Raw genomic sequence first — 24,029 nt, forward strand, 5'->3', positions numbered from 1 at the left:
CCTTGCACTGACGAGTGGTTCCGGTCAAAAAGCTGCGCGATCTTCTGGAGAGATTCTCCCTTCCGTCAACGTTCCCACATCAGCGCTTTCTGCTTCTCGCTGTAATAAATCCGCCGTCGCTATCTCATTTGCAACACTCCCAGCTGCTTGTGCAGTCTTAAGTGTGTTGCATCCACCGGTTGAATCCGCCGTCGTAACCCGCCCTTCAACCATGGGGTCATGAGAGACTCAGAAGGGTCGTGAGTGTGGGTTCGCTGATCGAGGAAGCTGCCGTTCGGCTGGTCGGCGTCGCGACCGTCAGCAATCCGCCATATCGGTGATGGAGAACCCAGTCCGCCCCAATGTCCGCGATGGCCGAACAACGGTCCCTTCTCGATTTTGTTTCCTGTACCCCGAAAAGGATTCCGGCTCGAAGCTTCAGGCGGTCGATCGTGCCGCTGTCTATCTCAGGTGTCCGTCATCTGTCCGATCAGCTTCTTCGTCGCGGGCGAGTGCTCGAACTTGCGAAAGACGGCAGCCACTTCGGATGCAATCGGCTGGCCAGCAAGCGGCCTGAACCTGACGTTGGGCAAATCGACGACTTTCGTAAGAACGTTCGGCACGATCGCGATGCCAGCACCCACCGACACCTGAGTCAGCACCGCCAGCAGACTGCCCGGCGTACTGACGATGCGCGGAGTGAATCTGCCGCGCCGGGCCACTTCGCGCGTGCCCAGATCCTGTTCGGGCACGACGAACGTCTCACCTGCAAGCGACCTCGCCTTGATCGGCTCCCTCGCGTTGGCCATTGGGTGCTCGGCCGGCAAGGCCGCGCAGAAGCTGTCGCGTAGCAGCACGTGAGTGCGCAGAGAGGTGGGCAGGTCGACGGGCAGCCGGACGAATGCCACGTCGACGCGCCCGTCTTCCAGCAGCGCAGGAAGATCGCTCATCGGAAACTCGGCGGCGTGCACCAGCACGTCAGGCCATGCCTCGCGGAACAAGCGAATCTGGTTTTGCAGGATGCCTGAAAACGCAGCCGAGCCGACATAGCCGACGTTGATTCTTCCAAGCTCGCCGCGCCCGGCTCGCTGGCCGACGTTCAACGCGCGGTCGAATTGCACGAGCGTTGCCCGTGCTTCGGCAAGAAACGATTCGCCGGCAGGCGTTAGCACGACTGAGCGCTTGTTGCGCCTGAAAAGTTGAGCCTGGAGCGCGCGCTCGATTTCCTGAATCTGCACGGTGAGCGTAGGCGGCGAGATGCCGAGCGCTTGCGCCGCCTGCGCAAAATGAAGCCGTTCGGCGACCGCGATGAAGTAGCGCAGATGCCTGAGTTCCATTATCCCGTCCACGTGTTCTATTAGCTACAAACTAATTAAAATCCAGAACATGCGCAATGAAGTTAATAGAGATATCTGATGCAATAGTGTACCTTCCGGTTTTCCCAGCGTCCTCGCGGCCATGCTCGAGCCTGGGTTTGCCGGCCTTGCCGTCTGTTAACGAGCCACCTCCCCATGAGTTCGATTTCTGCGTCGCGTTCGATGTCGCGCGGCACGCCCCTGCTGTTGATCGCGTCGATGGGCTGCGCGATGACCGTACTCGATACGAACGTCGTCGGCGTCGTTCTGCCGACCGTTGCGCGCGATCTCAACGCATCGTTCGCCGATGTCGAATGGATGATCAGCGCGTACGTCCTGTGCTTCGCGGCGCTGCTGCTGCCGGCCGGGTCGCTGGCCGACCGCTTCGGTCGCAAACGTGTTTTTCTCTCGGGCATTGCGCTTTTCGCGGCGGCGTCACTGGCTTGCGGACTGGCGCCTTCGGCCGCGACGCTCTACGTCGCCCGCGCCGTGCAGGGCGTCGGCGCGGCGTTCCTGCTGGCGCCGGCGCTCGCGATCATTGGTCATGCGTTCCACAACGAGAGCGAACGTGCGCGCGCGTGGGCCGTGTGGGGCGGCATCATGGGCTTGACAATGGTGGTTTCGCCATTGATAGGCGGCATGATCAATGCATGGCTGGGCTGGCGTTGGGCCTTCACGATCAACATGCCGATCTGCGCAGTGCTGGCGACGGGCGTCGTCAAGATCATCGACGAATCGCGTGATCCGACGCCGCGCACGCTCGATCTGCTCGGCATTGCGCTGTTCGCGGCCGCGATGTTCTCGGTGACCTGGGCGCTGATTCTCGGTCCGGAGCGCGGCTGGACAAGCGCGGGAGTCTCGCTGAGGGCATGCGTCGGAGTCTTGCTGTTCAGCGCATTCGTGATCGTCGAGCGCCGCCGCGCGCATCCTATGCTCGACCTCCGGCTCTTCCGGTCAATGCCGTTTGTCGGTGCGGTCGTCGCGATGTTCGCCTATGCGGCATCGGCGCAAGTGATGGCCTCGCTGTTGCCGCTGTTCTTGCAGAATGCACGCGGCGTGAGCGCGCTGGGTGCGGGTGTCGGCATGCTGCCGTTCGCCGTGGCGATGTTGCTACTGCCACAACTTGGACGCAAGCTCGCACAGTACGTGACTCCGCATCAAATACTGACGCTCGGCCTCGCCGTGGTCGCGTGCGGCAATCTGGCGATGATGGGCGCGGCGCACTCCGGCAATCGTGCCTGGCTGATGGTCGCGATGGCGATACTCGGCAGCGGCGTTGGTCTTCTGAATGGCGAAACGCAGAAGGCGATCATGGGGACTGTGCCGCGCGACCGCGCCGGCATGGCATCCGGCATTAGCACGACGTCCCGTTTCACCGGCATTCTTTTGGGCTTTTCAGGTCTCGGCGCAGTGCTTGCCGAAGGCGTGCGTTCGGCATTGGCGACCGGCATGGCCCACGCGCGCGTGCCGGTCGTGCCCGGTTTTGCGGAGCGCGTGATGGCGGGCGACTTCGAGCGCGCTTTCGGCTTGTATCCGGCGACGCTATCCAGCGTGCTGACGAACGTCGCGAAGTCGAGCTATGGCAACGGCTTTTCTCACGCGTTCGTTGCCGCCGCAATGGTCGCCGCGACGGCTGCCGTCATCGTTTTCATATCGATGCGTCGAATCAGCCGTTGATCGCACCATGTCGTCGCCATTGGTGTCCGGGTGTCCGGGCACACTCCCACGCACTGCAACGACGGACGTTCGATGACACGCTACGCAACACTCGCCAGTACGATGGCCGCGGAAATACGCAAGGGCAGCTTCCCGTCGGTACGCGCATGCCGTCGCTGCGGCAGGTCATCACGCGTCAGTCACTCCACTGTGTTCCGTGCTTACTATCTGCTCGAAAAGTGGGGCGTCATTCGCGCGCAGGAGCGCTCGGGTTACTGCGTTGCGCCTGGGGCCGCCGAATCGATGAGCTGGCGCCAGGGCCAGCGCGCACGTTCGCCAACGTCCTCGAAGCCGCGCGGCATCCAGGCTACGGATTGCTGGCCAATCCGGTGTGGCGGCAGAACCTCGCGAGGATAGGGCGTCGCTGCACGCTCCGGCCATCACTGGCCCAACAATCAAGCGGCGCCGGCATCGCCGGCGCCTACCTTCATCTGCCGGCACTGCCGCGCGCCGATGATCGTCATCGACGTACTCGATTCACCGCACCGTACGCGCACCACCCACGCGGCGAGATGAGACATCAGCGCAACGCTTTCTGCACACGCAAACCCGACCGTCGGCTCCGCGGCAACGCGGCCCAGGAGCGGACATCCGGGCCTGTCGCTTCGCACGCCTCCTTCTCGGCCATTGCCGCCATTCGAGTATCGGTGTTGATCAGGCGGCAACGGATCGCTTTGCTGTCATTCGCATGTCGGCGGATCCGAATGACCGGTCTGGCTGCAATTGGATGCGTACTTGCGACTCACTTCCGTCGTTCGATGAAGCTTGGCGGCTGTCCCCAGCTGCGGCGTTAGCAGCCATTCGACTTGCCATTCCTTTGGGTTGCCACGACCGGCTGGTAGCATCGGTCGAACGTGGACCCGCCGATACCGCGAACGGTGCTGGCTCTCCCCGTCTATTGAGAGAGATAGACTTCGACCGAATGTAGAATAACTGTAAGCGTGTCGCAAACACCGTCTTGACGATGGTGTGTTGGTGAAGGATCGCAGGATGGCCTTTGACGTCCCCCACGATGAGTGCGAATGTCGATGGTAAACATCCGGGAAGTGCGCGTGTAAATGAGTTACAGGCAAATGTGTGCTCGGATGGTGGGGCGACTCCGTGTCAGCCAGCCGTGGTCAGGCGACGAGAAGCGCTCGGCTGCACCGTAAGTCCCCTCTCGCGGGACAGCGTGCCGAACGCCTCCAGGACGAACGCCTTGTTCTGCTCAGAGGTCGCCTGTATCTCGTATCCGGCAGGCAGCCATTCACCCGCCGAACACTTCCATCATCTGTGCATTGAAGCCATTGACCAACTCGTGTTCATCGGGCCCGGGGTTGCCGCGGAACAGCTTGGCGCCTTCAACCAGAATCTCATCTGCATCGGTTCCGAGGACAGCGATCGTTTCGTCGATGAACGCTTCAAGCGGCATCGCCTGCTCGGCTTCGCGGCTGTTCATGAGGTCCGTGCGTACCCAAGGGGGCGCGATCTCGAGTACGCGAACCGTCGTGTTCCGCAACATGAAGCGTTGTGAGAGGATGTACGAATGAAGCGCCGCCTTGGTCGACGAGTACACGGCCGTCACAGCCAACGGCACGAAAGCCAGCACCGAAGTGGTATAGGCGACGACAGCATCGTTCTTCGTCTTCAGGTGATCGATCAGCGCGGACGTCATGCGGATCGGCCCCATCACGTTGGTCGTGATGGTGGACACCATCAGCGCGTCGTCGATCTGGCCACCCGCCTGGTCGGGCTGCATGATGCCGGCGTTGTTGATCAGCACGTTGAGATCGGGATAGTCCGCCATCAACTGCGCCGCGACCCGGCCGATGCTGGCGGCATCCGTGATGTCGAGTTCGACCGCGGCCATGCCGGGGCTCGCCGCCACCACCTCGTCGAGATGGCTGCGCCGACGGCCGCCGATGATGACCTTGTTGCCGCGCTTGTGGAGCGCCTCGGCTAGCCCGCGGCCAATGCCCGAACCGCCGCCCGTGATGAAGATCGTGTTTCCAGTGAGTTTCATGATCGTTTCCTTGTTGATGCTTCAGGGGTTGATGCTTGTGTGCTCAGGCAGGGAACCGGTTGCCGAACATCGGCAGGCCGCTCGCGGATTCGGCCCGGGTCGCTTCGTCCTGAAGGACGTCCCAGTGCTCGGCGAGCTTGCCGTCTTCGAAGCGGACGACGTCGGCTGCAATCCATGCTGCCGGCCTGCCGTGTCCCGAGAAGCGCCCATGTGCAATGACATAGTCGCCCTCCGCCGCGATCAGCTGGTTCTCGTAGCGCAAGGTGTCAGGCAGCGTGCGCACCAGGTTGAACAGGCCGTCGCGTCCCGGTGCAATGTGGGCGCTATGCTGAATGTAACGATCGGACCAGAAGTGCTCGGCTGCAACGTAGTCGCGCTTGTTGAACAGCGTGTCGAATGCTTCCAGCACAAGCGCCTTGTTCTGTTCAGCGGTTGTCTTCGTCATTTCGCGGACCTCTTTTGAAGGTTTAGGTGCTGACGCGGTCAGGCGTCAGATAGCCGTTGTGTCCCCTTCTGCCTGAACGTTCAGGTAAAGAAGGCTTATACTTAAGTCAATGGTGACTGACATTGTGAATGTAATGGATTCTGGACGTCCGCGCTGTCAATGTCAATGGTGATCGACATTGTATTTTTCGGTGGGTTGGATTAGGTCGTTGTCGGCCGAAGGGGGGGAAGTGGGTGTTTCCAAGCAGCAGGCGGTTGAAAACCGGGGCGCGATCGTGGCAGCCGCCGAGAAGCTGTTTCGCGAGCGCGGTGTAGATGCGGTCGGGCTCGCCGAGCTGATGAAGGCGGCGGGCTTTACGCAGGGCGGTTTCTACAACCACTTCAAATCAAAGGACGCGCTGGTCGCCGCAGTGATGGAAAAGGCGATGAAAGATGGAGGAGAAGGTTTTGCCTCCCTAATCGAAGACGCCAGGTCAGCTGACGCTGACCCGGTCAAACAAAACATTGAGTGGTACCTGTCCCCCGAGCATCGCGCGAATATCGATGCGGGTTGCCCCTTGTCGGGTTTTGTAGGCGATGCCCGCCGGTTCGACGACGTCGCGCGCGGCTCTTACGCAGAGGGTCTTGCGGCGAACCTCGAACGATTCGCCAAGGTCATCGAAGAGACCGACGGGATCAGCGAAGGCAGCCGCAGGAAGGCGATCACTATGTTCAGCCAGATGGTCGGTACGCTGCTGCTTTCGCGTGCTGTTGCAGACGTTGACCCGGCGCTCGCGGATGAAATTCTTGACGAGGGCCGCCAGCATCTCCTCTCGGCCATGGACACGCAGCCCGGAATTCAATCGCGTGGACATTCGCAGGGACGGTAGCCCAAGGTCCTTTTCGGCCCCAGAGAGCTGCCATTGGATTCCCGTCCGGGAGCGGCTCCTCTTGGCCGAGATGGTATGGATGCCTGCCTCTCTTCGGATTCTTCGGTCGCCGACCAGACCGCGACGACCGTAAGGTCGCTGCGGCAGATCGTTTCCCGTCACACGAGTGGAATGTAGATATCGGTTTCCCACTGGTCTTGCGGCGTTTCCGGAAAAACGCTCAGGTAGTGAAAGAACAATGGATGGTCCCGAAGTTCCTCCCCGCTTGCGGGAAGCCAGTCGCGATAGATCGGATAGATTGTCTCGCCGACGTGGTCGGTCGATCCGGTATGCCGAACCACCGCACATCGACCACCCGGAATGACGAGTTCGCGGATACCGTAGACGTTCGACGCGACCGGCTCGTCAATTTCTCCGCAGATGTCGAAGCGAAATGCATCCGCCGATGTCGTGTCCGGGTTATTGCGCGGGATACCAAAAGTTCTGCTCGACACAAGCGGAGATTGCCCACTTTGCTTCCGCCAGTCGACGAATTTGCGTACGCTCTCATTGACGAGCCCAGTCGGTCCGCAGTGTTCAAGCGCGGCGACGCGAGTTTCTGAAAAGTCGACAATTTGTACTTGCATGGTGAGTTTCCTCGAAAGATAGGGGACGACAAAAGTCGCACTCCAGATCTGCCAGTTCGGGTGCTGTCGAAACGAACTCGGCGCCGTGCCGAACGCGCGCTTGAATGCGCGACTGAAGGCTTCAGGGCTGTCGAAGCCCGCGTCGAACGCGGCATCGAGCACCGAGCAGAACTCACGCGAAGCTAGGCGGTGGGCAGCCCGGCGCAAGCGCATCAGTTGCACGTAGCGTGCGACTGGCACCCCCACATAGGCGGCAAACTGCCGATGAAAATGGAACTTCGAGAAGTTCGCAATGCGACTTAGCGCTTCCACTGACAGGTTGTCCTCGAGGTTCATTTCGATGTACGCGAGTACGGCGTCGAAGCGCTTCGTGTAAGCGCGAGTGGCGTCAACATGAGCTTGCATGGTCTGGACTTTGGATCGTGCGACTTGCGTTATGGTCGTTCATGGTCGACACATCGCGCCTAGCCGCGCTTGCTAAATCTCCAGACGGCATGTTTGATAATGCCTCGGCTCGTTAAGCCATTCTTGCGCAGGAGTCGGGTGCCCAGATCTGAATCCCATTTTGTCCAAGCTGGTGGAAGAGTGGAATCGATTGTCAACAATTTGAGCAAGAGTGTCGAACGACCGCTTCTGGCCCGATCTCTGCCCGACGCCATCGCACGCCTGAACTCCCGAGCCCGACAGCCGTCCCATGCCGCAGTTTGCAGCAACTCGCGGGCCGCGCATTCCGCACATGACCGTAGCCGACCCCTTGCCGTCATTCGAGTCTGCGCGACGGCAACGGCAGCTTTCGGCACTCAGCGGCCACTAGCTCGTCTCTGGCTCGCGGAACTATGAATCGAGTCGAAGGGCCGCGGCCGACCCCTATCGCACCATTGGACCGGATGGCCAGCGGATTTTTTGGAGTCGAGTGGGAATATTTGAAGCCTAGCGGTCGTTTAGCCTGCGGCGTTTTCGCCACTCAGACGAGGAGGAAGCTATGTCTCAGATCTCGTGGGGTCTCAAAGCGGCGGCCGGGATTGTCCTTGCCGCCAATTTCGCAATCGGGCAGGCCGCTGCCGACGAAGCTTACGTTGTCAAACCACTCGTGTCCAACCTGGCAGGTGCTGCCCCGAAGGTCGACGGGGTATTGCAGAACGCCTGGGGTATTGCCTTTAGCCCGGCAGGAAGTCCATTCTGGGTCAACGACAATGCCACGGGCTGCTCCACGCTGTATGACGGCGAGGGGACAAAAGTGCCGACGCTGCAGGTCTCCATCCCGCTACCAGGCAACGTCATACCGGCCGGCGCCTGTCGTGCCGTCTATCCTAACCATCCACCGAATCCCACGCCCGCGGCGCCAACCGGGATCGTATGGAATCCTTCGACAGCCTTTCTCGTGCCAGGTACCAAGATCCCGGCCGTATTCATCTTCGCCACCGAAGACGGCACGCTTTCCGCTTGGGCCGGCGGGTTGAATCCGGCGAACAACGCCGTGATCGCGGTCGACAACTCGTCCAATCCCTCCGCCGTCAACGGGGCCGTCTACAAGGGGTTGGTCTTCGCAGTGAATTCGCGAGGAGGATTCCTGTTTGCGACAAACTTCCGCTCGGGTCAGATCGATGTATTCGGACCGAACGGTCCGAACGGCCTGTTCACACCCGCGACGACGGATGGTGGTTTCGTCGACCCGAACATTCCGGTCGGTTACGCCCCGTTTGGTATCGCGAACATTGATGGAGACCTTTTCGTCACCTATGCGAAGCAGGACGATAAGAAGCACGACGACGTTGCAGGCCGCGGTCATGGATTCGTCGATGTATTCGATACCGACGGTCACCTGCTGCGCCGCTTTGCGAGCCAGGGAGCGCTCGATTCGCCGTGGGGCATCACGCGCGCATCGTTTGCATTCGGTCGCTTCAGCGGCAAGATCCTCATTGGCAATTTCGGTAATGGCCGAATCAATGTCTTTGACAATGACGGCAGGTTCGTCGATCAACTGGAGAATGAGTCCGGCAATCCGCTGGCTATCGACGGCCTGTGGACTCTGACACTTGGTGGCGGCCGCAATTCGAGTCCGGACACGCTGTACTTCTCGGCAGGTCCTAACAAGGAGACAAATGGGCTGTTCGGCATCATCGCTCCAGTAGGCGGCTCCAGGTAACGAGCGTCGGCTCGGAACGGGCAATAGCCGCTAGCACGCGGCTCCCTGGGTAACTTCGGAATCACGACGTTGCTGACCATTGACGATGTCGATTCTGGTTCGATCCGAAGCACCGGGCCGCAGCCGGTCGCGGAACTCGCTAGACGCGACCGGCTCTTTTGGGTGAGACCGGGAACGACCAGTTTTCGCGTCGGCTCAGGACTGGCAGCAGAGTGCGAAAAGGCCCCTGGATATTCTGTTGCCGGGTGCATCCACTCAGAATGATTTCTGTCATCGAGCCGGAGCCGTGCGAACGCCGCTTTCGGAGCACAGCGGTCCCCCGTATGCGCAGGTCGTGGCAACGACGAGCGACGGTTACTGGCCCGAACCCGGTCCCATCCTGAATCGCCAGCGTGTCCGCCACTGAGCCGCCCTTATCCGCCAGAGGTCGAGCCGAAGTCGCCCTTTCGGACTACCGAGCCACGGCCGCTCGACATTCACCCTTGGCAGACTGTTCGGCAGAACAGTCTATCCAGCTGAGCGCTCAAGGAGATATTGGGGTGCCGATCCGCTGATGAATGGTCTTGCAATGGCTCACGAGCGCCGGGCGCGACAGCACGTACTGCTTCAACGGCGTATCGATTTCGTAGAAGTAAATGTTGGCGACGAAGCCATAGATCGCTGCGTCAACGGTGGCTGGATCTGGGCCAAAAACATAATCAGTGTCGCCGACCAGGTCCGCGACGACGCGCAAATCGTCGATACCCCTTGCATAGATTTGCTCCGGCTCATAGCGGCCGATTCCCTGATAGTGGTACCGCAACCGGTTGTATTCGCGCGCGGCTTCAAGATCGGTCGCGTTCACGTCGGGGTGCGCGGCGAGAACGGCGTCGCGAAACGACGGCCAGAAGCGCTCGTCGCGCCAGCGTGAAAAGCTCATCGTCCAATACAGGTCGTCGAGTGTTCGCCGAACCATGAAGTCCACATTCAATTGTCCGGGCGAAAGCGCGCGGTCGATGTTCAGATCATAACGACTCGTCAAGTGAGCAATGATACTGTCGCTGTCGCCGATCGTATCGTCGCCGTCGACTACATACGGCAGTTGCCCACGCGGCGCGAGGCTTGTGTCGAGGACGTGACGATGCTCGAAGTTGAGCCCGCACAACCGCATGAACGCGAAGACCTTCAGACCGAACGGATTGTTATCGGGGACGCCGAAGAGGTCCGGATAGGAATAAAGCGTCAGCATGAAGCACTCCTTTTGCGCCACGCGAACAATCACGAACGCTGAGCAAAAATACCCGAAATCTATTAGGGACGCTATGTGCTGTCTGCAACCGGGGACCGAGTTCGATATGCGATGCGGGAGAGGTCTTGGTCGGCAGCGCTTCATTTCCCAAACTCAGCGCGGCAGATTGACGGCGATGCGACCGACGGTGTCAACGGTGCGCTCGTGGGCCGACTGCTTCGAGGCGCGGACCGCCGTAGGCGACCCGGAGCAGCCCTCCGGCCAGTCCCAAAGCGGTCCGTCAGAATCAAATCACAGCGGCATTTATCTACGCTCGTCAGTGGCGCACGGGAACGCCATAAGCACTGACGATGCGCGCGTCCTGCTCGGCGGCTGAGAACAGCTCCCATTCGAGCCCGTTTACGTCGGCGCTGCTCGAATAACCTTCTGCGGTATCGTCTTCGAATCCGACGTGTCGCAACTGCCCTGCCTGCTCGGGTTTCTCGTTGATCGAGAAGTTGAGTAGATCGGTGCGCCACATCGCGTACTGGCCTGGCACGACGGCGGACGGTGGTTGTCCGAGGCGGCGGCTATAGTCCGAGATCGATTCGTCGAGGTTCGCAACAGCCAGTGCAATGTGAAAACGCTTCATGATGGGCTCGTAATGGGGTTGTTGGATTTGACAGCCCGCCCATCGTAACCACGGCACACCAGCACAACCAGTTCAGCGATTATGCTGGTATGTGCATTACCCGCCTGTTAGCTGCCGCCTTTTCCCGCAACACACGTCTAATCGTTAACAAATCATTCGCGTGCCGCACCGGTAGACGGTTAATGGCCGCGAGTTGCCCGACGCCTTGAGCTTCTTTCGACCCACAAAGGGACGGCCGCGCTTCTCGCAAGCGGACGCTCAATGCGAATTGCAAACGAGCGGGCAAACAGCGACGATCATTTCCGGCTTCGCATCCGCGCGAACGATGGATGAAGTCGCGCTCGCAGGCGCCTACACGATCGGAGCCGAGCGTATAGGCGTGGTATTCACGAGAACGGCATTCAACGATCCCGGCGATGCGTCGCTCCACTTCGTTGATGAGAATAACGGACTGCGCATCACGCCGCACTTTTGCCTTAAACGCAATGCCGCCAGTCAGCGACATTGACGAGCCCAGCAGGAGGCGCGCGGTTTCCGGCGTGTTGCCGTCCCCAGCGTTCCCTGCGATCTTGTTCCCACGCGGGAAAATGGCGGATGCCGCGTGCTGGCCCGGACTATTCTAGAGGGAGCGCTCCCTGCCTAGCGGGCAAGGACGCACAAGCGGGAGCGACCTCATGGGCAAGCTGATTCTCCGGCGCAAGCAAGTACTTGTGTCTTTCACGCTGAGAAAGATTGCCGTAGGGCTTGCGTTTGCAGGTATTGCAGTAGCGGCACACGCCGACACGGTCCGGATCACCGTTTCGCACTACAGTGACGCGACCGGCCCATACTTCAACAAGATGGCTCATGAGTTCGAGAAAGCTGACCCTGGTACGATAATCAAAGTCGAAGAAGTAAACTGGGACACGCTGCAACAGAAGCTCCAGACGGACATCATGGGTGGCGCGAACTCGGACCTGGCGATTGTCGGTACCCGCTGGTTGCTGGACTTCGTTAAGGACGACGTCGCCGAGCCCCTTGATGGCTACATGGACGTGAGCTTCAAGGACCGCTTCATTGGCCAGATGCTGGCGCCGGGTGAAATCAAAGGGAAGGTGTATGGCTTGCCGATCGCTGCTTCAACTCGCGCGCTGTACTACAACAAGGACCTGCTTGCGAAAGCTGGTCATCCGAATGGTCCGAAGACGTGGAACGACGTAATCGATGCGTCGAAGAAGCTCAAAGCGATGGGAATCGCCGGCTTTGGTCTTCAAGGCAAAGAGATCGAGACAGATGTCTATTTCTATTATGTACTCTGGAGCTACGGCGGAGACGTGATCGGTAAGGACGGCAAGGCTGCTTTCAATTCGCAGGCTGGCGTGAAAGCCGCAACGCTGTACAAAACGATGATAGACGAAGGCCTGACCGAAGCGGGCGTCACCGGGTATAGCCGTGAAGGCGTACAGAACCTGTTCAAGCAGGGGCGTGTAGCGATGGTTATCTCTTTGCCCTTACTGTCGAAGCAGATCGCGAAAGAGGCGCCGAATCTGAAGTACGGTATCGATCCCATTCCGACCGGAACGACGCAGGCCACCTATGCGGTGACCGATTCAATCATGATGTTCAAGAACTCCAAGGTCAAGAAGACCGCCTGGAAGTTTCTCGACTTCCTCTTCACAAAGGGCCCGCGCGTCGACTTCTCGAAGTCGGAAGGCTTCCTGCCCACGACGAAGGCCGAAGCCAGCGATCCGGCGCTCAATGGCCCAGACACCAGGGCGTTCATCGCGTTGTTGCCGAACGCGCGCTTCGCACCGACTGTCGCTGGCTGGGAAGACACCGGGAAGGCCGTGTCGGATGCGATGCAATCCGTCTACCTGGGAAAGGCTCAACCCGCCGCGGCACTGAATGCGGCAGCCGAAAAGGCAAACCAGTCGCTAGGTAAGTAATGCGATGGTGACAATTGATATTTACTGCAGACTAGCGCGCGAACGGTTCGGGAGGAAACGAGGTTCTACCATGCCGTGGCGTTCTTATGCCCGCACCCCGGCAAAGCGAGCTGGCGTCTGCTGCATGTTGCTCGGTCAATGCTTCATTTTCGACCATCCTTTTGTAGCCGGGAAAGTCCATTCAGGCACTGTGCCTGCAACGGCCCCATTCCGAGGTCCTGGGCAATCATCAGCGCCACGCGATAGTGATTGCGAGCTTCCTCAATGCGAGGTGCGGTGGCGTTACCATCTGAGACAAGGTCGCCCAACAGGCACCAGGCCCAGGCTTCGTTGCCTCGTTCGCCGGAGGCTCGAGCAAGGTCAATGGCATCATGTGCGTGAGTGATGGCTTCATCTTGTCGACCAGCGAGTTGGCACACGCGACCGAAAATTGAGAGCACTAGCGAATGTCCGAACGTTAAATTACTCGCCGCCGCCTGGCGAACTGCCTCTTCCAGAAGAACCAGTGCCTCATCGGTCCGGCCCAGTGCGGCATACGCCGCCCCCAGACAGGAGGCTATCCGCGGAACGTAGATTGGAAACTCAGCGCTCTTGCACATGGTCAGTGCTGGCTCAAGTGCCTCAACAGCAATGTCGGGATTGCCTTGAATAAGGTGCATCCGTCCGACACCGTGGCCAGCAAAGATCAGTTCCTCTGGCTCATTCATCCCTCGGGCCATGTCGGTCGCCTCCTGTCCAAGGACGGCCGCCTCGTCGAATCGGCCAAGTTCGGCAAGACACAGCACCAACCAGATACGACCGTTGACGCGCGTGAACTTTACGTAAGCCTCATGGGGTCCGATGCCGTGGCCTTCATGGAGGAGATCTAGCGCCTGTCGAGCATGTCCCATCGCGCGTTCGTACTCCCCGCGGCCATACCGTGACCTTGCCAGCATCATAGCGGCCCAAGCCTTCGCATCGGGGTCGCCTCGCCGCTCCACCAACGCCAGGGCGCGTTCGCCTGCCTCGACGGCGCCGACCAAATCGCCTAACGAACCGAGCGTGAAAGCCAACCTTGATAGAACGCGCGATAGGCGTACCTCGTCGCCAAGCTCCTCGGCAAGAAGTTTCGCGTTCTCCAGATTCGCCCGGTCCCGTGCCAATTCTCCGAGCGGATAAAGCGAGTGGTTGAGTTCCCATCGGATGTCGATGATTTCACCAAGTATCTCGGCTGAGGACCGCAAGGCCGAATAGGCAGTCAGGGCTTTCTCGAACAAGGCCGACGCCTCACGATGCGCGGAGCATTTTGCAGTATTTTGACCGGCACGCCGCCACAGCCGGGCCGCCTTCTCCGTCAATCCGGCCTGGGCGCAGTGTTCGGCCAGGATTTCCGGTTGTTGCTCCGCTACGTCAGAAAAATGGTTCTCGAGCTCCATTGCGATGCGGGCATGCAGTTGCTGTCGCCTCTCCCGCAGCAGGGAGCTGTACGCGGCGTCTTGCACCAGGGCGTGCTTGAAGGTGTATTCCGCATCCGGTGGTACCCCGTGCTGAAAAACCAGCTCCGCACTGACGAGATGACCCAATGCGTCGTCCAGGCGCTCCCTGGGCATCGACGCGACCGCGCTGATGAGCTCATATGAAAATCGCCGGCCGATTACAGCGGCGATCTGTGCCACATCACGCGCCGGGGCCAGGCGATCGAGACGCGCCATCAGCGAAGCGTGCAGCGTCATCGGAATCGCCAGTGGTGGCAGCGGACCATCGAGGACGTAGCGCCCGTTCTGCTCGCGCAGTACGCCGCTCTCCAGCACTGTCTTGGTCAGTTCTTCGATAAATAGCGGTATTCCATCCGTATGTTCGATAATTTGGTCTGTAATCTCTTTCGGCAGTGCCTTGCCAAGGGTTACCCGCTCGATCAACTCAGCTCGTTGTCGAGGGTGCAGACGATTGAGAGTAAGGAGCGTCACCTCTGAGCGGCCGATCCATGGAGATACGAACTCCGGCCGGAAGGTGACAATCAGCAGGACAGGCAGCATTGCAAGACGATCGACAAGATGGTCCAGCGCTTCAAGAGAGCTGGGGTCGGCCCAATGCACATCTTCGAACAAAATCAGCAGCGGCTGGCGTCTTGCCCGGTCCTTAACGTACGCAATTATCGTGCTAAGCGTCTTTTGCTTGTACTCCTGCGGCGTGAGGTCAAGTTTTGGGTATCGAACTTCCGTCGAAATCGATAGCAACGCCGCCACCAGCGGAGCAGCTTCGCGCAGATTGTCGCCGGCGAACGCGAGCACCGCCTCAAGTTTGTCGAGCCGTTGTTCAACGGAATCGTCACGCCGCAAACCGGCCGCACGCTCGAACTGGGAAATGAACGGATAGAAGGCGCTGTCTTGATGGCGGCGCGAGCAGAAATACCGCAAGCGGTCATGAGGCTCGAATTGAAGCCGCTCTTCAAGGGCAGTGGTCAGCCGCGATTTTCCAATACCCGGCTCGCCCGAAAGCAGCACGACCTGCCCCTCACCGTTCCTGGCCCGCTGCCATCGGCTGAGCAACAGCCCGATTTCTTCGTCGCGACCGACAATCGGCGTCAATCTGGTCGCGTGCAGCGCCTCGAAGCGGCTTTCGACCCCGCTGGGGCCAAGCACTTGCCAGACCCGCACTGCTTCGTCAAAACCCTTCGCTGTCGCGAGGCCCATGTCGCGGTAGTCGAACAGGCCGGCCGTAAGCCGCTGCGTGCTCGTAGAAATCACCACTGTTCCCGCCTCGGCCAATGTCTGCAGGCGGGCAGCTAGGTTAGGCGTTTCACCTACAACGCCACGCTCCTGGGCTTCGCCCTCACCCGTCACATCACCGACTATCACTACGCCGGTAGCAATCCCGATCCGCGCTCGCAAACTTTCGTCGGTCCCGGAATCGAGTTGGCCGATGGCTCGCACCAGCGTCAGCCCGGCACGTACAGCCCGCTCGGCATCGTCCTCATGCGCCTGAGGGTAACCAAAATAGGCCAGCACACCATCACCCATGTACTGGGCAATGAAGCCACCGGCGCTGGTAATGACATCCGCGCAGCCCCGGTAATAGGCGCCGATGACCTTCCGCAAGTCTTCCGGATCGAGCCGCGTCGACAGGGCAGTCGAACCGGCGAGATCGCAAAACATGACGGTGAGCTGGCGTCGGTCCGCGTCATCCCCCGGGACGGGCGCGGCCGAGACCGGAGATATTGCAACGGCGCTGTCGCCAAGTTCGGCAATCGCGCGCAGCATTTTGCGGCGATGCCCAAGCAAGACGCCAAGATCCTTGAGATCCTGGTCCGTGAGATCAGGGAGGACCGAGGGATCGATACCATTCTCGGTAAAGAGCTGGACATACTCGGACAAGCCGAGTGATGCCAGCCACTCTTCAATGCTTCCCACCGTTTGTCTCCTGAAGACGGCTGCCTCTTGCAAGGGTAGGAAAAATATCTGTTCCGCGCCTGTCGACAATCAGCGCAGCGGCCGGTTGCAACCAGAAGTGGTTGATTCCAGTCGTTGTGCGGCGCGGCCAACGTATGATTTATTCCGCTTCCTGACGGCGCCCGAACTTTGCAGTTTGATTGTCGCTTGCTCGTGGATCCGGGCCCAAACCTGCGTGTCAGATGTTCCCTCGGAGGCTGGGGCGCGGGACCTCTGGGCTGGGTCGCAAGTTCGCGTCTGCCCGGGCGCTCGACCATGTCCCACACGAAGGTCCGTTATCTGACCGGAACGGTCCTCCGAATGGCCGTGTGACGACGAGGGCGAACGACTGCAGTTGCCCGGTCCCTGCCATTTTATGAGCAGCCGTCATCGATCGGGAGCTGCCTTCGCTATGGCGATCCGACGCTCCCTTGCCTCCCTTGTCACGCTCGTCGAGGGCAGCTCATGCACGATAAGATATGCGGCGAGCCGTGTTTACTGTTTTAGCTCTCTTTGCAGAGTTTCTCGTGCAACTCGCCGGTCAGCGTCTCGACCCGCTGAATCAACTTCTGGGTAAGTTCGGTCAGGTCGGTATTCCGCTGCAGCAACTCCAGCAGTTGTGCTGCGGTTTGGGCAGCAATTTCCTGCCGCTGTGCGTTAGCAACTGCAAGAGCCTCCCTGTGTTGTGCGTCAGCCTCGGCGTGCACGTTGTCGCGCGCTGCTTGTCGCGTCTGAGCAAGCAAGATAAGCGGCGCGGCATAGGCTGCCTGCAGACTGAATGCGAGATTGAGCAGAATGAACGGGTAAACGTCAAATTTCGTGAAGCCGAGGGCGTTAACCGCAATCCAGAGACCGACGATTACCGTCTGTGCGCCTAAGAAAAGGGGCGTCCCAAAGAAACGAGCGAAGGCTTCCGCCTTGAGCGCGAATTTGTCGTTGCCAAACGTTGGCGCAAGGTGCGCGTGAGGCCGGTGGAAGCGGAAGTGATCAACGTTCGAAACGTCGAGCGGAGTTGTGGCGGAGCGCCAGGCGCAGCACCGGCGGCCAACGTTTCGTGGAGATCGTCAATCATGAACGCCAAGACTTCCAACCCCGCCGCGCTCGGCCTTGCCGCCTTCGCGCTGACGACGTGGCTGCTCAGCATGATCAACGCCGGCTGGTTCAGCGGCGATTCGATGGGCATGGTGCTCGCCGTCGCCCTCGCATACGGCGGCACCGCGCAGGCGCTCGCCGGGCTCATGGAGATTCCGCGCGGCAACACGTTCGGCGCGACCGCATTCCTGAGCTATGGCGCGTTCTGGTGGTCGCTCACGCTTTTCGTGCTGTTCCTGCACGACAAGGTGCCGGCGTCGTTCGTCGGCTGGTACCTGTTCCTGTGGGGCCTGTTCACGCTCTACATGTGGGTCGCGACGTTTCGCTCGCCGCGCGCGCTGCAGTTGGTGTTCCTGGCGTTGTGGATCACCTTCTTTGTGCTCGCCGTCAGCGAATGGACCGGCCTCGCATGGCTGCATCGCGCAGGGGGCTACGGCGGGCTCGTGACCGCGCTGCTTGCGTTCTATCTGTCGGCGGCCGAAATCATCAACGATACGCACGGCCGCAGCGTGCTGCCGGTGGGCGTCGTCGACAAGAAGGGGCCTGTCGACTGGCCTGAGCCCGCGGCCGGTCAGCCTGTGTTCGCGCCGGCGGGTCACCGCTTGAACGATCTGATCTGAATGGCGCGGCTGAAACCGCGCCGCGAGTCTCATCATTCCGCGTAAGTCGCCGAAGGCGGCCGACTCGCCCGGAACGAAGCGTCACGGTCGATCATGATGATCTGCGCGGGCGAATAGAACTGCGCGGTCAACAGCGCTGCCAAGCCGATCGACCCGGTGCCGACGATCGCCACCGTGCTGCCGGGCTCGACCTTGCCGTTAAGGACACGGCATTCGAACCCGGTGGGCAGGATGTTGATGTGTCGGCGTGCGGGATGCGCACGTATTCCGCCTGCGTGCCGCACAAATTGCTTTTTATCTGCCGGTCGCGGGCTGACTGCATCCAGCCCCGCTCAAACATCCGAAGCCGCGACCGCAAAACAAAAGACCCTCCGCCTTATGGAGTGCTTTGCATCAGGCCGTCAATGCGTTGGGCAAGTCTTGTCGTTGAGCGGCCGGTTTCTGGGGGCAACTGACTTTCGAGTGTCCGTGCGAAGCGCTTGCCGAAGGACTGCTCATGGCCGGTCTCTGCCTGACGGCGACCGGCGGCACCCGACCGAGATGGAATGGACACCGCCCTCCCTTCGGGGAAGTGGGCACGATTGAGGGCCCCCGGGACCGCACGGCATCAATGTGCCAAAGTGGAGTTGCGACACAACCACTTGAGGAACGGAGGCCCCAGATGAATGCTACGACATATGGACTCGACATTGCAAAACGGGTGTTCCAGCTGTACTGGGTCGACGCCCAAACCGGCGAGATCGCGAATCGGAAGTTCGGACGTGACGATTTGATCGTTTTTCTGGCGCAGCGCCCCGCCGGTCGCGTCGCCCTTGAGGCGTGCGGAAGTGCTCACTGGTGGGCGCGTAAGATCCGCGCACTCGTTTTGACGAGGAACAAGTCCTAGAAACGCAGCGAACTCGCGCCCCGACCTGAATGTCTTCGCATCTCCAATTGTAGCTACCAGGGCTGTTGCAGTCAGGCGGCCGATACCCGGCACTTCGGAGATCGCACGACATGCCGCTTCGTGTTTCTGCCAGGCGCCAATCCGCTTCTCGAGTTGGTCGATGTCCTCCTCAAACAGGTTGATGCGACGCAACTGTTCGAGAAGGTTAAGAAGTATCGATCGTGGCAGTGTGTCTTCGAGTTCTGCCATGCGCTTTCTGATCTCGTCGAGTCCTGCTACGCGTCCTGCACGAAACGTAACGCCGAACTCATACAGCAACCCACGCAGCTGATTTATCTGCATCGTTCGAAACTTGACCAGCAACGAGCGCATACGATGAAGGCTTAACATCACTTGCTGATCCTCTGTCTTGGCGGCAACCGCGCGCATGCCGGGTTGCTGCACTGCAGTCCAGATTGCCCGCGCGTCTGCCGCGTCGGTCTTGTTCGTTTGCACGAAAGGTCGAATGAATTGAGCATGTATCAGCACGACCTCGTGTCCGAGCGCGCGGATCTTACGCGCCCACCAGTGAGCACTTCCGCACGCCTCGAGGGCGACGCGACCGGCGGGGCGCTGCGCCAGGAATGTAATTAGATCGTCACGTCCGAACCTCCGATTCGCGATCTCGCCAGTTTGGGCGTCGACCCAGTACATCTGGAACACCCGTTTTGCAATGTCGAGTCCGTATGTCGTAGCATTCATCTGGGGCCTCCGTTCCATAAGTGGTTGTGTCGCGACTCCACTCTGGCACATTGATGCCGTTCGGTCCTGGGGGCCCTCAATGGTGCGCAACTCCCCGGAGGGAGGGCGGTGTCCATTCCATCTCGGTCGTCTACAGAAGTTCGGCCTTCAACCAGGGATCGCGGTGTTCGAGGCGACCTGGTATTTCCGGGTTCGGCCAAAGGCGGACTCTCGTCATCGGGCGCCAGATCCGCGACAGTCGCTAAATGAACGAACGCCGGGTCTGTCCACTGCAGGAAGCGGCGGATGCTGTCGGGAGGCTTGAGCCGCTTATTACCGCGAGTCTTCTTAGGTCGGTATCACCGCGACGTGGCGTCAGGACTACTCCAAGCCGATCACCGGCCTTTAGCCAGGTTTTCCAATATTAGTCAATCTTGAATTGTCCGACCGTATTGGCCAGGTAATTCGCTTGACTTTGCAGCGTTGAGGCCGCGGCAGTAGATTCCTCAACAAGAGCGGCGTTTTGCTGCACCATCTCATCGAGTTGTGCGACGGCGCGGTTGACTTCCTGAATCCCCCGCGTCTGCTCGTCGGAAGCACCGGATATCTCTGCCATGATGGTCGTCACGCTGTTGACTGATCCCACGATCTCTTCCATCGTCGCGCCTGCTTGACGGACCTGCGCAGAGCCGGAGGCAACGCTGTCGACGGTTGATTCGATCAGCACTTTGATTTCTTTGGCCGCCTGGGCGCTGCGCTGTGCCAGACTGCGCACCTCGCTCGCTACAACAGCGAAACCACGTCCCTGTTCGCCTGCGCGCGCTGCCTCCACTGCTGCATTCAGGGCGAGGATGTTCGTTTGAAAAGCAATCCCGTCGATGACGCCGATAATGTCGCCAATCTTGCTCGATGCGGCTTCAATCGACACCATCGTAGCGATCACGTCGGTGACAACTTCTCCGCCGCGCGCGGCGACGCTTGACGCAGACGATGACTTGCCGTTCGCCTGTTTCGCGGCGCTTGCCGAAAGAGTCACGGTGGAAGTGATCTCTTCCATGGACGCGGCCGTTTGCTGAAGGCTTGCCGCTGCCGCCTCCGTGCGACCGGACAAGTCAACGTTGCCCGTGGCGATCTCGTTGGCGGCGAGCCGCACAGATTCGCTGGTGTCGCGAATTTGTTTCATGACGGCCAAGAGTTTATCGACGAATTGGTTGAAGGCACGCGAGATCTGCGCAAATTCGTCGCGGCCGTCGGCAGGAAGACGCGTCGTCAGGTCGCCAGATCCCGATCCGATCGCTTCCATGGCGTCGCGAACGGTCGCAAGGCGCTTGAGCGAGACCGTTGTGACCGCGCCCATGACGATGGCTGCGACGATTACGATGAGCACGAGCGCCATGACAGCACTCGTGAGCTGCGAGCGCATCCCGGCGGTCGCTTCTGCTTCGTCGAGTGCGACCACAGCTTGCCAATCGGTTCCAGCAATCGGTGTGGCCTTCATCAGTTTTGCTGCACCACCGACTTTAATGCGAACCGGAGTCCGCGCACCGATCAATGCGCCCAGGGAAAGATCGGGAGCGAGGTCGGTCACCGGCTTGCCGATCAACTTCGCGTCGGAATAGGCAATAATAGTGCCTTTACCATCGAGCAGCATGCCAAAGCTTGCCGGTGTGGGATGGATCGAGTTGACGTTCGCGCTTACAGTTTCCAGGCTGACATTGCCGCCGACGACCCCCTTAACGCCTTCAACCTCGGCGGTAGGCGCTGCAAACGAGATCACCAGCTTACCGGTTCCCGCGTCAACGAAGGGTGTGCTCACGAGGGGATGGCCGTTGGCAATAACTTCCTTGTACCAAGGGCGCGTAGTTGGATCAAAGTCGGCGGGAATACCTTCGGGTGCCGAAAATTTCGCTGTCTTATCAGATCGCCCAACGAACACGTTGCCGAAATTTCCCGCATGCATGATGTCAAGAAGCGACGGAAGCGGGTCGGACGAGCTCGCGGATGTCTGCAAAGACTTGATCATCTGGGAGCGTGTGGCGATCCAGTCGTTAATGCCGGCAACGTGGCCTGCAGACACGGCATCGAGATTCGCCGCAATGGCTTCGTCGTTATACGACTTCGCGACAAAATAATTGAGTGCTGCGTTCGCGAGTAGCGCGACGACGACGATGGCGAGGCAAGCGGCAAGAATGCGTGCGCGAATTGAAGCGAACATTGGGCGTCTCAGTTAGTGTTATGGGGAACGGCTCCCTCTTTTTAACGGCGCGCCTATCGGGAAATTAAGGGTTTTGACTTGTTCGTTAAACGATTCCACGCTTGACGAGGCTCGAACGACCGTTAAGGAGAAAATTTGACCGTCTCTGATGGGTCGGGCTTCTGCCTGACGCGGACCGATCAATGGCTGCCCACTCCGCGAGTTCAACGTCGGACCCGGTACGGCCGATTCTGTTGCAAGGACTTCCCCCGAGAGTCAAGACTGGGGTTTGATTTTTTCGACGCTTGCAGACATTTGACGTGCATATGCCGGTGGGCCGGTTGGCGTAGTCATTTCATTTTCTCAAGTCGGCTGCTGCTGTCGCGTCGAAGCAATACCAGGAACAGACTGCGTCTTTGCAAACGGCCTTGTTGCCCGAGACGTTTCGGGCGGGCTCACGATATGAGCCGCCCAGGAGAACCCTATTTGAAAACCGGCGAACAGGCATGAGGCATTGAACGTCATGCGGTAACGACTCGCCAACAGAATCCTCGGGTTCTTCTCCCGTTCGGTCCGACCTCGTCTTGCTATCGCGTCGAGCAGTAGTTGAGCTTTGTGAAAATCAGGTCACGTGGTAGCAGACAGTAACGGCGGATGCATGGGGTGGCGTTGCCAGGCATCGGCATCGTAACGTTCGTCCCTGGCGAGCATCGCCCATAGCATCCGCGCATGCTTGTTGGCAATCGCAATCAGCGTCTTGTGATAGCCCTTGCGTTCATGGAGTTGTCGGATCCATCGTTGCAGGCGGCTTGCGTGCGCGGGGTCGGCACGCAGCGCCGACTGCAACGTCATACCGACAGCGGACCTTCGGCAGGCGTCGTGTCATCGGCAGGTGGATCACCCTCTCTTGGAGAGTAGTCCGTTCGCGATGCCTGTACTAATGGTGAGCTTTCGAACCAGGGCGCGAAGCGGATCAGCCCGTCGCGCAAGCCCCTTCGGTCACTTGATGCTTCATACCGCCGGGCGGCGCGATCTCCGCTGCCACGTCACCGACGGCGAACATTCTCGTGGCACTTTGTCAAGCGTAGTCATAACGACTTGCCAATTCATCCATTGCAGCTTGCCAATCCGGCGAGCCCACGCAAAGTCGCCTGGATCATTCTTACGCCGTGCCGAGCCTTGCATGTCGTCTTAACGGTTAAGGCGAGCGCGTGAGCCGCTGAGTAAGCAGACAAGCCTGCCTCAGCGAGTTGCCGCGCCAACTACGGCAGATCTGATACGCATGTTTCGACACGTAACTGCTACTCGTTTTGGGATCGCAGTCAGGTCATAGTTCGCAACTCAGATAACCGTGAGAAAAAAACTTCATGCGATTTTTGCAACGCTACACAGCACGAATACGCCGGCTGCGACCTGTATTCGACGAGCATCTTGACGCGGCGGTGACTGTCGCCGTTGCGTCGAGCCTGGCTGGTTTGCTCGCGGCCAGCCTGATCTCATCTCGCGACGCCGTCGCGCTGGTTATCGCGCTATCGGCTTGCGGCGCGGTTGTGTACGTTGGTTATCGGGTCCGCCCAAAAGTTAAATTGCGGCGCGCGGCGCGCATCGGTCTTCGCCGCGGGGAGTTCCATGTCGTCTATCAGCCCATTGTGGACACGCGCACGCGATACTGCGTGGGCGTGGAAGCCCTGCTCCGGTGGGGCCATCCAAAGTTCGGAGCCGGGGGGCCGGGGCAGTTCATTGGAGAGCTCGAAGGCACGCGTTTGCTCAGAGCGTTGACCTGTTTCGTGCTGCGCGAGGCGAATAACGCACTGACCCAGTTTCCGTTCCCTCAGCACTGGCATGTATCGGTAAACATCTGCGCGCGGCATCTGATGGAGGACCGCTTTGTCGAGGATATCTGCGAGTCCGCCGGTCCGATGCTGGAGCGCCTTGTTCTGGAACTCACCGAGCGCAGTTGCGTCGCGCGTACGCCGCGGGTTGTCACGGCGCTTGGCCACATGAAGCAACGCGGCGTACGCCTGTCACTCGACGATTTCGGCACCGGCTTCAGCAATCTCGACTTACTCGCGGACTTCCGGTTCGATTACGTGAAGGTAGACCGGCGATTTCTAGTCATGCGCGGCGAAGCGCGCACCCAGTTTCTGAAGTCGGTAGCCGCGTTGGTGCATACACTTGGTGCGAAAGTT

Annotated in this window: 18 protein-coding genes and 5 pseudogenes; 8 read left to right on the top strand and 15 right to left on the bottom strand. The window is 59.9% G+C overall.

Annotation, left to right across the window (positions count from 1 at the left end; translation table 11 throughout):
- Nucleotides 1-446 precede the first annotated feature (446 nt).
- A complete protein-coding gene (locus ABQJ48_RS35890; protein WP_367842646.1) occupies nucleotides 447-1,316 on the bottom strand; it encodes a LysR substrate-binding domain-containing protein in 870 nt (289 codons plus the stop codon).
- A 174-nt stretch (nucleotides 1,317-1,490) separates the two neighbouring features.
- On the opposite strand from ABQJ48_RS35890, the gene ABQJ48_RS35895 reads away from it, so the two are divergent.
- A complete protein-coding gene (locus ABQJ48_RS35895; RefSeq protein WP_367842647.1) occupies nucleotides 1,491-3,011 on the top strand; it encodes an MFS transporter in 1,521 nt (506 codons plus the stop codon).
- 72 nt (nucleotides 3,012-3,083) lie between these two features.
- A pseudogene (locus ABQJ48_RS35900) lies at nucleotides 3,084-3,320 on the top strand (GntR family transcriptional regulator); the annotation flags it as partial.
- A 125-nt stretch (nucleotides 3,321-3,445) separates the two neighbouring features.
- On the opposite strand, the gene ABQJ48_RS35905 reads toward ABQJ48_RS35900, so the two are convergent.
- The 4 genes and pseudogenes from ABQJ48_RS35905 to ABQJ48_RS35915 form a co-directional block, all read right to left on the bottom strand.
- Complete coding sequence (locus tag ABQJ48_RS35905) at nucleotides 3,446-3,571, bottom strand: hypothetical protein (RefSeq protein WP_367842648.1); 126 nt, start codon at nucleotides 3,569-3,571, stop codon at nucleotides 3,446-3,448.
- Between the two features lie 495 nt (nucleotides 3,572-4,066).
- Nucleotides 4,067-4,156: pseudogene (locus ABQJ48_RS37975) on the bottom strand (EamA family transporter); the annotation flags it as partial.
- 140 nt (nucleotides 4,157-4,296) lie between these two features.
- Nucleotides 4,297-5,052: an SDR family oxidoreductase gene (locus ABQJ48_RS35910; protein ID WP_367842649.1), complete on the bottom strand. Its 756-nt coding sequence runs from the start codon at nucleotides 5,050-5,052 to the stop codon at nucleotides 4,297-4,299.
- 43 nt (nucleotides 5,053-5,095) lie between these two features.
- Nucleotides 5,096-5,497 (bottom strand): nuclear transport factor 2 family protein, encoded by a 402-nt coding sequence (locus ABQJ48_RS35915; protein ID WP_367842650.1) that lies wholly within the window; start codon nucleotides 5,495-5,497, stop codon nucleotides 5,096-5,098.
- Nucleotides 5,498-5,726: 229 nt separating this feature from the next.
- Here ABQJ48_RS35915 and ABQJ48_RS35920 point away from each other — a divergent pair, with 229 nt between their 5' ends.
- Nucleotides 5,727-6,365, top strand: a complete 639-nt coding sequence (locus tag ABQJ48_RS35920; protein WP_367842651.1) for a TetR/AcrR family transcriptional regulator — start codon at nucleotides 5,727-5,729, stop codon at nucleotides 6,363-6,365.
- A gap of 158 nt (nucleotides 6,366-6,523) precedes the next feature.
- On the opposite strand, the gene ABQJ48_RS35925 is transcribed toward ABQJ48_RS35920, so the two are convergent.
- Nucleotides 6,524-7,396, bottom strand: coding sequence for an AraC family transcriptional regulator (locus ABQJ48_RS35925; RefSeq protein ID WP_367842652.1), 873 nt, complete (start codon nucleotides 7,394-7,396; stop codon nucleotides 6,524-6,526).
- A 577-nt stretch (nucleotides 7,397-7,973) separates the two neighbouring features.
- Between ABQJ48_RS35925 and ABQJ48_RS35930 the strand changes: the two genes are divergently transcribed.
- The gene (locus tag ABQJ48_RS35930; RefSeq protein WP_367842653.1) at nucleotides 7,974-9,137 is read left to right on the top strand and encodes a TIGR03118 family protein; all 1,164 of its coding nucleotides are present in this window, start codon (nucleotides 7,974-7,976) and stop codon (nucleotides 9,135-9,137) included.
- A 523-nt stretch (nucleotides 9,138-9,660) separates the two neighbouring features.
- Here the strand turns inward: ABQJ48_RS35930 and ABQJ48_RS35935 are convergent.
- The 3 genes from ABQJ48_RS35935 to ABQJ48_RS35945 all read right to left on the bottom strand — a co-directional run bounded on the left by ABQJ48_RS35935 (nucleotide 9,661) and on the right by ABQJ48_RS35945 (nucleotide 11,501).
- Nucleotides 9,661-10,365 carry a glutathione S-transferase family protein gene (locus ABQJ48_RS35935; protein ID WP_367842654.1) on the bottom strand — a complete coding sequence of 235 codons (705 nt, stop codon included), beginning with the start codon at nucleotides 10,363-10,365 and terminating at the stop codon, nucleotides 9,661-9,663.
- Nucleotides 10,366-10,681: 316 nt separating this feature from the next.
- Nucleotides 10,682-10,996, bottom strand: coding sequence for a VOC family protein (locus ABQJ48_RS35940; RefSeq protein ID WP_367842655.1), 315 nt, complete (start codon nucleotides 10,994-10,996; stop codon nucleotides 10,682-10,684).
- Nucleotides 10,997-11,075: 79 nt separating this feature from the next.
- Nucleotides 11,076-11,501, bottom strand: a complete 426-nt coding sequence (locus ABQJ48_RS35945) for a hypothetical protein (protein ID WP_367842656.1) — start codon at nucleotides 11,499-11,501, stop codon at nucleotides 11,076-11,078.
- Nucleotides 11,502-11,670: 169 nt separating this feature from the next.
- Here ABQJ48_RS35945 and ABQJ48_RS35950 point away from each other — a divergent pair, with 169 nt between their 5' ends.
- Nucleotides 11,671-12,921 (top strand): ABC transporter substrate-binding protein, encoded by a 1,251-nt coding sequence (locus ABQJ48_RS35950; RefSeq protein ID WP_367842657.1) that lies wholly within the window; start codon nucleotides 11,671-11,673, stop codon nucleotides 12,919-12,921.
- Nucleotides 12,922-13,064: 143 nt separating this feature from the next.
- On the opposite strand, the gene ABQJ48_RS35955 is transcribed toward ABQJ48_RS35950, so the two are convergent.
- Nucleotides 13,065-16,310 carry an adenylate/guanylate cyclase domain-containing protein gene (locus ABQJ48_RS35955; RefSeq protein ID WP_367842658.1) on the bottom strand — a complete coding sequence of 1,082 codons (3,246 nt, stop codon included), beginning with the start codon at nucleotides 16,308-16,310 and terminating at the stop codon, nucleotides 13,065-13,067.
- A gap of 521 nt (nucleotides 16,311-16,831) precedes the next feature.
- Nucleotides 16,832-17,188, bottom strand: coding sequence for a DUF1003 domain-containing protein (locus ABQJ48_RS35960; protein ID WP_367842662.1), 357 nt, complete (start codon nucleotides 17,186-17,188; stop codon nucleotides 16,832-16,834).
- Nucleotides 17,189-17,398: 210 nt separating this feature from the next.
- Here ABQJ48_RS35960 and ABQJ48_RS35965 point away from each other — a divergent pair, with 210 nt between their 5' ends.
- Nucleotides 17,399-18,040 (top strand): acetate uptake transporter, encoded by a 642-nt coding sequence (locus ABQJ48_RS35965; RefSeq protein WP_367842659.1) that lies wholly within the window; start codon nucleotides 17,399-17,401, stop codon nucleotides 18,038-18,040.
- A gap of 74 nt (nucleotides 18,041-18,114) precedes the next feature.
- On the opposite strand, the pseudogene ABQJ48_RS35970 reads toward ABQJ48_RS35965, so the two are convergent.
- Nucleotides 18,115-18,320 (bottom strand): annotated as a pseudogene (locus ABQJ48_RS35970) (alcohol dehydrogenase); the annotation flags it as partial.
- A 381-nt stretch (nucleotides 18,321-18,701) separates the two neighbouring features.
- Between ABQJ48_RS35970 and ABQJ48_RS35975 the strand changes: the two are divergent.
- Nucleotides 18,702-18,902, top strand: a pseudogene (locus tag ABQJ48_RS35975) (IS110 family transposase); the annotation flags it as partial.
- 3 nt (nucleotides 18,903-18,905) lie between these two features.
- Here the strand turns inward: ABQJ48_RS35975 and ABQJ48_RS35980 are convergent.
- The 3 genes and pseudogenes from ABQJ48_RS35980 to ABQJ48_RS35990 all read right to left on the bottom strand — a co-directional run.
- Nucleotides 18,906-19,667, bottom strand: a pseudogene (locus tag ABQJ48_RS35980) (IS110 family RNA-guided transposase); the annotation flags it as partial.
- A gap of 403 nt (nucleotides 19,668-20,070) precedes the next feature.
- The gene (locus ABQJ48_RS35985) at nucleotides 20,071-21,861 is read right to left on the bottom strand and encodes a methyl-accepting chemotaxis protein (protein WP_367842660.1); all 1,791 of its coding nucleotides are present in this window, start codon (nucleotides 21,859-21,861) and stop codon (nucleotides 20,071-20,073) included.
- A gap of 606 nt (nucleotides 21,862-22,467) precedes the next feature.
- Nucleotides 22,468-22,692 (bottom strand): hypothetical protein, encoded by a 225-nt coding sequence (locus tag ABQJ48_RS35990; RefSeq protein ID WP_473094242.1) that lies wholly within the window; start codon nucleotides 22,690-22,692, stop codon nucleotides 22,468-22,470.
- Between the two features lie 590 nt (nucleotides 22,693-23,282).
- Here ABQJ48_RS35990 and ABQJ48_RS35995 point away from each other — a divergent pair.
- On the top strand, nucleotides 23,283-24,029 hold a 747-nt coding region (locus ABQJ48_RS35995; RefSeq protein ID WP_367842661.1), incomplete at its 3' end, for an EAL domain-containing protein.

It is taken from the genome of Paraburkholderia suaedae (assembly GCF_040812055.1).
GTDB lineage: Bacteria > Pseudomonadota > Gammaproteobacteria > Burkholderiales > Burkholderiaceae > Paraburkholderia.

Bases quoted from the DNA above. Each gene is read 5' to 3' on its own strand.
- ABQJ48_RS35935 (WP_367842654.1), bottom strand. From the start codon at position 10,365: ATGCTGACGCTTTATTCCTATCCGGACCTCTTCGGCGTCCCCGATAAC.
- ABQJ48_RS35925 (WP_367842652.1), bottom strand. From the start codon at position 7,396: ATGCAAGCTCATGTTGACGCCACTCGCGCTTACACGAAGCGCTTCGAC.
- ABQJ48_RS35905 (WP_367842648.1), bottom strand. From the start codon at position 3,571: ATGTCTCATCTCGCCGCGTGGGTGGTGCGCGTACGGTGCGGTGAATCG.
- ABQJ48_RS35990 (WP_473094242.1), bottom strand. From the start codon at position 22,692: ATGACGTTGCAGTCGGCGCTGCGTGCCGACCCCGCGCACGCAAGCCGC.
- ABQJ48_RS35945 (WP_367842656.1), bottom strand. From the start codon at position 11,501: ATGTCGCTGACTGGCGGCATTGCGTTTAAGGCAAAAGTGCGGCGTGAT.
- ABQJ48_RS35910 (WP_367842649.1), bottom strand. From the start codon at position 5,052: ATGAAACTCACTGGAAACACGATCTTCATCACGGGCGGCGGTTCGGGC.
- ABQJ48_RS35915 (WP_367842650.1), bottom strand. From the start codon at position 5,497: ATGACGAAGACAACCGCTGAACAGAACAAGGCGCTTGTGCTGGAAGCA.
- ABQJ48_RS35895 (WP_367842647.1), top strand. From the start codon at position 1,491: ATGAGTTCGATTTCTGCGTCGCGTTCGATGTCGCGCGGCACGCCCCTG.
- ABQJ48_RS35965 (WP_367842659.1), top strand. From the start codon at position 17,399: ATGAACGCCAAGACTTCCAACCCCGCCGCGCTCGGCCTTGCCGCCTTC.
- ABQJ48_RS35985 (WP_367842660.1), bottom strand. From the start codon at position 21,861: ATGTTCGCTTCAATTCGCGCACGCATTCTTGCCGCTTGCCTCGCCATC.
- ABQJ48_RS35950 (WP_367842657.1), top strand. From the start codon at position 11,671: ATGGGCAAGCTGATTCTCCGGCGCAAGCAAGTACTTGTGTCTTTCACG.
- ABQJ48_RS35890 (WP_367842646.1), bottom strand. From the start codon at position 1,316: ATGGAACTCAGGCATCTGCGCTACTTCATCGCGGTCGCCGAACGGCTT.
- ABQJ48_RS35940 (WP_367842655.1), bottom strand. From the start codon at position 10,996: ATGAAGCGTTTTCACATTGCACTGGCTGTTGCGAACCTCGACGAATCG.
- ABQJ48_RS35930 (WP_367842653.1), top strand. From the start codon at position 7,974: ATGTCTCAGATCTCGTGGGGTCTCAAAGCGGCGGCCGGGATTGTCCTT.